Annotated in this window: 2 protein-coding genes; one reads left to right on the top strand and one right to left on the bottom strand. The window is 60.9% G+C overall.

The window, feature by feature from the left end; all coding sequences use genetic code 11:
• Positions 1–34: 34 nt before the first annotated feature.
• Entirely contained in the window at positions 35–1084 is a 1050-nt protein-coding gene (locus ACXRVY_RS27920) for an ABC transporter substrate-binding protein (RefSeq protein WP_223460738.1), read from the bottom strand.
• A gap of 315 nt (positions 1085–1399) precedes the next feature.
• On the opposite strand from ACXRVY_RS27920, the gene ACXRVY_RS27915 reads away from it, so the two are divergent.
• Positions 1400–1644 (top strand): oxidoreductase (locus tag ACXRVY_RS27915; protein ID WP_458238827.1); only part of this gene is annotated, 245 nt, incomplete at its 3' end.

Genomic DNA, 1644 nt, shown 5'->3' with positions numbered 1-1644 from the left:
GGCTGGACGCTTGGACACGTCCAGCCGTCCGCGTTTATTTGCTGGCCCAGGCGTTGAAGCGCTCTTCGAGTTCTTCGCCATGATCGACCCAGAAACCGACGTCCATCGACAGCGCACCCTTGAGGTTCTGCGGCGCGGTGGGCACCCATTGCGCCAGTTTGTCGTCCAGCCGTGCGGCGGCCTGGGTGTTGGTCGGGCCGTAGGGGATCTGCTGCACGTAGTTGACCTGGGCGTCCGGCTGATTGGCGAAGGCAATAAAGCGCTTGGCCTGATCCACATGTCTGGAGCCTTTGAGGATCGCCCAGTAATCCATGCCGTACAGGCTGCCGGGCCAGACCAGGCCGAGGTGGCTGCCTTTTTGCGCGGCGTCGGCGATGCGTCCACTGTAGGTCGAGGTCATCACCACATCGCCGGCGGTCAGCCATTGCGGCGGTTGCGCCCCCGCCTCCCACCACTGGATGTAAGGCTTGAGTTCAGTGAGTTTGGCGAATGCCCGGTCCACGCCCTGCGGGGTGCCGAGCACCTTGTAGACGTCTTCGGTTTTCACCCCGTCGGCCAGCAAGGCGAATTCCAGGTTGTACACCGCACGTTTACGCAGCCCACGCTTGCCGGGGGTTTTCTTCACGTCCCAGAAGTCGGCCCACGAGGTCGGAGCCTGGGCCAGTTTTTCGGTGTCGTAGGCAATCGCCACGCTCCACACCAGCGCGGCGGAACCGCATTCCTGTGCCGCTTCGGGGATCAACTGGTCGGCGTGGCCCAGACGGGTCCAGTCCAGGCGCTCATACATGCCTTCCTCGCAGCCGCGCATCAGGTCCGGGCCTTCGATCTGCACCACGTCCCAGTCGACGTTGCCGGTGTCGACCATCACTTTGATTTTCGCCATCTCGCCGTTGTATTCACTCTGGATCACCTTGCTTTGATCCACGGCGGCAAAGGGTTGAAAGAACGCCACGTCCTGGGCTTTTTGTCCGGCTCCGCCGTATCCGACCACCACCATGTCCGATGCTGCCTGAGCGCTGCCCAGGCCCATGGCCACGGACAACACCAAGGGATAAAAACCGTGCTTGAGCGTGTGCGATTTCATCAGTGGTTCCTCTTGCAGGTGCCACAGGACCCAAGGCCCGCGCAGCCCTTTTTTATTGTTGTGAGGTTCGGCCCGGGAGCGGGCTCGAGACGAAACTACTGCAAGGCACAGTAAAAAAACAAGTTGATTTTTTACTTAAGGTAAATTTCTATAGGCCAATAATAACAACCGAAAACCTGATTCCTCTGTAGGAGCGAGCCTGCTCGCGATGGACGTTAACGATGACGCGTGTTGTCTGGATGAACGCATCGCCCTCAAGTCCATCGCGAGCAGGCTCGCTCCTACAAAGGTCAGCCTGCCAGGAGTACCCGCCCCATGCCGACCTCGACACCCGCCTTCGCGCACCTGTTCGAACCCCTGGAGATCCGTGGCAAGCGCCTGAAGAACCGCATCATGTCCAGCGGGCATGACACCTCGATGCCCACCGACAACCTGGTCAACGAGCAATTGATCGCCTATCACCGGGCGCGTGCCGAAGGCGGTGCCGGGCTGATCGTGCTGCAGGTGGCCGGGGTGCATGACAGTGCGCGCTACACCTCCCACGTGCTGATGGCCACCGA

Source organism: Pseudomonas sp. P5_A2_2 (assembly GCF_054177685.1).
The sequence above is the reverse complement of the archived record's forward strand: the minus strand, read 5'-3'. Positions and strand labels throughout refer to the sequence as shown.